This is a genomic window from Streptomyces atratus (genome assembly GCF_040655115.1).
In the GTDB taxonomy this organism is placed as follows: domain Bacteria; phylum Actinomycetota; class Actinomycetes; order Streptomycetales; family Streptomycetaceae; genus Streptomyces; species Streptomyces atratus_D.
In genome coordinates this window covers 1-5,382 of sequence record NZ_JBFAJH010000113.1, presented here as the reverse complement: position 1 = coordinate 5,382, position 5,382 = coordinate 1, and the positions used below count along the sequence as shown (strand labels likewise).

Annotated in this window: 6 protein-coding genes and 1 pseudogene; 4 read left to right on the top strand and 3 right to left on the bottom strand. The window is 66.9% G+C overall.

Features of this window, described 5'->3' with window-relative positions:
- Positions 1–594: 594 nt before the first annotated feature.
- A pseudogene (locus AB0I23_RS41020) lies at positions 595–819 on the top strand (hypothetical protein); the annotation flags it as partial.
- A 72-nt stretch (positions 820–891) separates the two neighbouring features.
- Here AB0I23_RS41020 and AB0I23_RS41015 read toward each other — a convergent pair.
- Complete coding sequence (locus AB0I23_RS41015) at positions 892–1,731, bottom strand: DUF5707 domain-containing protein (protein WP_359118319.1); 840 nt, start codon at positions 1,729–1,731, stop codon at positions 892–894.
- A 341-nt stretch (positions 1,732–2,072) separates the two neighbouring features.
- Positions 2,073–3,191 carry a transposase gene (locus AB0I23_RS41010; protein WP_359118317.1) on the bottom strand — a complete coding sequence of 373 codons (1,119 nt, stop codon included), beginning with the start codon at positions 3,189–3,191 and terminating at the stop codon, positions 2,073–2,075.
- Between the two features lie 266 nt (positions 3,192–3,457).
- Between AB0I23_RS41010 and AB0I23_RS41005 the strand changes: the two genes are divergently transcribed.
- Complete coding sequence (locus AB0I23_RS41005) at positions 3,458–3,622, top strand: hypothetical protein (RefSeq protein ID WP_359118315.1); 165 nt, start codon at positions 3,458–3,460, stop codon at positions 3,620–3,622.
- Between the two features lie 8 nt (positions 3,623–3,630).
- Positions 3,631–4,497, top strand: a complete 867-nt coding sequence (locus tag AB0I23_RS41000) for a DUF4231 domain-containing protein (RefSeq protein WP_359118314.1) — start codon at positions 3,631–3,633, stop codon at positions 4,495–4,497.
- A 377-nt stretch (positions 4,498–4,874) separates the two neighbouring features.
- Here the strand turns inward: AB0I23_RS41000 and AB0I23_RS40995 are convergent, their stop codons facing one another.
- On the bottom strand, positions 4,875–5,009 hold the full coding sequence (locus AB0I23_RS40995) for an EF-hand domain-containing protein (protein WP_359118313.1): 135 nt from the start codon (positions 5,007–5,009) through the stop codon (positions 4,875–4,877).
- A gap of 63 nt (positions 5,010–5,072) precedes the next feature.
- Between AB0I23_RS40995 and AB0I23_RS40990 the strand changes: the two genes are divergently transcribed.
- On the top strand, positions 5,073–5,303 hold the full coding sequence (locus tag AB0I23_RS40990; RefSeq protein WP_359118311.1) for a hypothetical protein: 231 nt from the start codon (positions 5,073–5,075) through the stop codon (positions 5,301–5,303).
- Positions 5,304–5,382: the final 79 nt, after the last annotated feature.

Here is a 5,382-nt window from a genome sequence, read left to right as displayed (position 1 = left end):
ACCCCCGCCACCCGAACTCCAAGCCCTGATCAACGCCGTCGGCGCAGGCCACCCACTCGATCTCTACTCCCCGGTCTAACAAACCACCGCTAGCACCTCTGCACGTTCATCCGTACACGGCTCTGCGCTCCAGGTCGTACGCCGACAACGCGCGCATCCGGAACTGATCGCCGCCCGTTGGCGTCGTGGCGTTTATGGCACAGGGTGGGAGCACGATGGGCGAGGAGCCGACGTGGGTAGAGCTGCTGCTTACCCCTTTCCTCATGGCGGCCGTCCCCACCATCATCGGAGGGGCGGTGCTCTTCTCCCTTGTCGGACTGACGATGTGGGTGACAGCACCGCTGCGGCGGCGCAGGCGTGCCCAGTCTGAGAACGATTAGCGCCGCCAGTGCGAAGCCCCGCCGGCACTGAACGGGCGGGGCAGGTCCGAGTCGCAGCAAGCAGCCAGCAAGCGGGATAGGGACAGTTCAACTGTAGCGGGCTGGCAGGACGACCGGGCGGGGAGCGTCATCTGACGGCAACCGCCCAGGTGTCCGAGTCGATGACGGTCACGGCCGAGGTCGTTACGCCAACCGAGGAGTCCCCGGACGCGCAGTGCTCGTGATCATCGCCCGGCCGTGCACCTGGTGGCGAATCTGCCTCGTCGCCGCGATGGGCGTGGCGTTCCTGCTGGTGCTCGCCGTGCCCTGGCTTCAGGACTTCTTCTCGCTGAAGCTGGTCGGGGTGACGATTCCGTGGGGCGCGGTGGGTATCGCCGTGGTGGCGGCGGCCACCCTGGAACTCGTGTGGAGGTGGGTCGACCGCCGCTTTCCCGCGTAAATCCGTTAATCCGTTACGGCCCCGCGTCTACGGGGCTATGGGCTACTTCACGTCGGCTTACCTCACACCGACTTACTTCACGTCGACGTAGTCACCCGCGGCGCTGACCGTCGCGGTGGACGCGATACCCACGTAGGTGAAGCGGTAATAGCCGTCGGTGGACGCCGTGACCGTGGTCTTCAGCGCGCCGCCCGTGGTCGACTTGATGCCCTTGACGTTGGTGTAGTTGGTGGTGCCCGCCTTGCGGAACTGCAGCACCACCGACTGGCCGCTGAGGCCCACGTACTTGTTCGACTCCCAGTCGGCACGGGTCAGCGCGCCGGTGACCGTGATGGTCTTGCCCTTCGCCACCGGCTCCGGGGACGCGTTGACTGTCAGCTTCGACATGCGCTGCAGGCTGAAGCCCTTGGCGTTGTCCTTCTGGACGTAGTCAGCGTCCGTGCCCTGAGCGATCGCCCAGACCTTCCAGCCGCCGGCCAGCTTGTTCAGCAGGTCGTAGTTGGCGTCGACAGTGAAGGTGTGCTTGCAGGTGGAGGTCGTGTCGTTGACCTTGGTGCAGACGGCCTCGTCCTCGTTGGGCACCACGCCGCCGTCGAGGTTGTCGAAGGTCGAACCGTGCCACAGCACCGCGGTCGCCCACTCGATGCCCGAGTCGTCCGTGGCGGTGAAGCTGACCGTGAAGGTCTTCTTCGTGGTCGCACCCATGACGACGGCCTTGCCGCCGTTTACGACCACGTTCGAGATCGTGGTGTCTCCGCTGACGTCGTCGGCCGGGTCGACCGCCGCGTCGGTCTCGACGCTCTGCGTGAACGAGGAGACGGTGTTGCTGTCATCCGCCTGTGCCGCCGGGACGGCGAGGGCGGAGAGGGCCAGGGCGCCTGTCGCTGCTGCGACAGAGGCACGAATGCGCATGTGTTTCCCCACGTCTGAAAAAGGGGCGCACGGGACAGCTCTGTTGCATGCTTCCGCGGCGCCCGATCCAGTCAGTCTCTGGAGTCTGCTGACTCCACTGATCAGACTTGGGGCACCAGTAAATGGTTGTGCGACTCCGTGAAGTTTTTTCGAGTACGCGTTTATGCGGGTTATTACGGAGTCCGTTACCCATAGCCATTAACCGACTATGGGTAACGAATCGGGAATTACAGATTACGGGTTACGGAATACTACACGTCGACGTAGTCACCCGAGCGTGGTCGCCTTAACCTCGATTCTTCAGGGGGGCTCGGTCGTTGATTGGTCCGACGGTTCGCCTGTTATGTCCTCTGCCGGTGGAGGGCAGGCCGTCGCGTGACGCCGCGGGTGCGCCGGGTTCCACGGGCCCGGGGTGCCGTCGGTCCTCTCCTTCCTGGGACTCGTCGGGGCGGGGTCGGGCCGTCAGGTGACAGCTGGGAGGTCGGTGAGCCTGCGCCAGCTGGTTGTGAACGCCGTCGCCCAGGGCCCCGCATCCCCTCCGGCCAGTCCTCTCGGGTGTTGGCCCCGGTCAACTCAGCTATCTCGTAGCCCGCTTGGAGTTCGCCCTCCTGTGTGAGCGAGGTCTGCCACGCGCTGGCGGGGAGCGTGGCGATCGCGGCCTCGTCCTCATCGGTGATCTTCCAGCCGACCGTGTAGCGGACCGTGCGTCGTGTGATGTTCAGGGCTTCGAGGTGGTCCAGCAAGCCGTGCGTGGCGCCTGCACCATCGACGCGGATCAGCAGCTTGGCCTGCGAGGAGTGCGGGATCTGATCCAGGCAGGCGGTCAGCACGCGCAGGTGGTCTTCGACGGTGTTTGCCCCCGCGTTGCCGGCTCGCAGTTCCATGGCGAGGCTCTCACCGGTGTTCGCGCACCAGCCGGCCAGCGGGTGGAACCCGAACGTACGCTTGAACGTGGCCGCCGCACCTTCCTTCTTGGAAGCGCTGGTGATGACCGTGGCGTCCAGGTCCACGACGATCCAACCGGTCAGGGTGCGTCCGGCGACGGTGAGAAAGGGAAAGCCGCCCGGGCGCAGGCGCAGCAGGGTCCACACATGACGGCGCACCCGCCGCCGCACCTTCGCGATCTTGTGCAGGGTCTGTTCGTCGAGCCCGGCCAGCACCCGGCGCATGGTCGAGTCCGAGACGGCCGGCCCGAACAGGCCCTGGTGGTGCAGCTGGAGATGCTCGGCCTCCAGCAGACTCCGTGCCCCGAGCACGATCGCGACCGCGAGTTGGACGAGTACTCCGGCCCGCTCCCGCCAGCCGTTCGCCCTGCTCCAGGGCAGCACGCCCGCCAGGCCCCGCGTGAGCCCGACCCGGTCCGCGAGCTTCCGCAGCAGCACCGCCCCCGCGTGCCCGACCAGCCTCTTCCCATCGGCCGTCACCGACAGGCCGCGCTCCCACCCTGTACGCTCGCTCACCAGAAAGGTGTCCTGACTCCTGCACCGGATACGACCTAGACACTCGCATCCTCGCAGGTCAGCGGCACCTTTCTGCTGTCAGGTCGTCAGCTCGCCCAATTCCCGTGAATAGCCGGGGTTAACGCTCACGGACCCGGCTGGGAAGTACTCGCCGCCTCGGAGCCGGTCGTCGTGGACAGCCCACAGGACGTGTCTCAGGCCGCCATCGGCGAGATCGTGGATGCCGTCGCGGCTCCTCGGCCAGTGATGCGATCCCCAGCGAGGGCGTGGCGATCGTCGAAGAGGCCCAGAGGGAAGCCCCGACCGAGTCCGAGACCGCGCTCGTCGTCCCCGACCCAGCGGTCCGCGAAGACCAGTCAGCGCTGGCGCTGGTGAGCTTCGACCTGGCGGACACGATCATCACCGTCCGCCGCCTCATCCGCCGTGCCTAGCAGGGCGAGTGCCTGGATCCGGGGCGGACGAACTGATCAGCGCCCGCAAGCGGGACGCCGGCGAACGGGTTTACGTGGTGACCACCAACCTTGTCATCGACGCACAGGAGAAGCTCGCCCGGCGCCGGCGGCTGGACCTCATCTGGCGCGCCGGATGGGCGGTCAGCTGGCTGTCCTTACCCACCGCCGTCATCGGCACGGGCATCGCCGCGCTCACCACGGGCGACCCGGCGCGGCTCGTCCTGGGTGATCTGATCTGCGGCAGCCTGCTCCTGATGTCCCTACTGGCGCTGGTCGGGGTGCACTTCGCCGGGCGCGGCCTCCCCACCCTTCAACGTGCCGAGGCGCAGCTAGCCTCCGCACAGGAGAAGCTGTGGAAACAGAAGGTCGACGGGCGCCCCGCCCTGGACGACCGCCGCGACCTCTACCGCGAGGAAGTCACCACCGCGATCGAGCAATACCAGGCCGACAGCCGCAAGTACCGGCGGATCCACAACAGCCTGCAGACCCTCATCGTGATCGGCTCAGCCTCCACGACCACGATCGCGGCCCTGGACACCGGCAAGGAGCTGACCTGGCAGAGCGTCACCCTAACCGTCATCAGCTTCGCTATCACGGTGGCCGCGATGTTCACCGGCTACTACAAATTCCGCGAGCGCAGCTACTTCCTCCAGCAGACCGCCGACGCCATCGAGGAGGAGGCCAACGCCGTCACCCTGGGTATCGGCCCCTACAGCGAGGTCGGGGAAGTCGAGGCGCTGAAGCTGTTCACCCAGCGCGTCGAAGGCCACCTCAACGAGCAGCGGCGCCGCCAGCAACAGCTGGACCAGCCCTCCGACCAGGCTGCCCCCTCCAGCCAGCCGCCGGCGGCCTGATCCTGCCTCACCCCTGCGCCCCCGTACGTCCCTGCTCTGCGCTCGGACCGTACGGGGGCCGACGGGGCCACGGTCGGGCCCTCGTCATCGACGCACGTTTCGGCTCCGAGCAGAGCACGACCGCCCGAGGAAAGGTCCTCCCCGTTAGGAGCCTTCGGACGGGGTGGTTTTGTTCATGAGCTGCAACAGCGGCTGTTCATGGGATTGGTCGCGCCCTGGGGATCGTGTTCGATGTTCACGAGAAGCAGCAGCACTCCGCCAGATCGTGTGCTCGACCGGTGACGCATAGGGCGATGCCCCGCCGTCGAGGTACGACAGCGAGGCAAGGGGCGAGTCAGACCGATCCGGCGCTCGCTGTGTGCTTCGAAGAGGGTGGGTCAGTGGTGCCCGAAGAACAGGCTGCCCGGTGCGTCGGGGTTGTCGGAGAGGTAGTGCTCACGGACCGCGCGGATGAATTCCTGGCGCGAGATCGCGCCGTCTCCATCGGTGTCCAGCTTGATGAACACGTCCATGGCGTCGCGGGTCGCTGGCTCAAGGAAGCCGGACCCGCGGGCGCGGTCCGTATCCGCGCCAAGATGGCCCGCGCGGTCGAGCTGGCCACCGTCCTGGGCAACGACAGAGTCGACCAGGCTCTCGGTCTGGCCGCCACGGCCGGGCGCTTCGCCGACGACGACCTGCTCTCGATCCTGGGACACATCGCGGACAGCAAGCCCGCGGGCGAGATCGTCCGCGCGGACGAAGCCCACTCCGTCCAGAACGGAACCATCGGCTGGCAGGCCCTGGGTCAGTATGAAGTTCCCCCCTGATCTTGGACAGCGGTTGCTTACGCTGCGGGGGTGAAGTCGTGCTGCAGTCTGGCTCGGGTTTCGAGTGGGGTGAGGTACC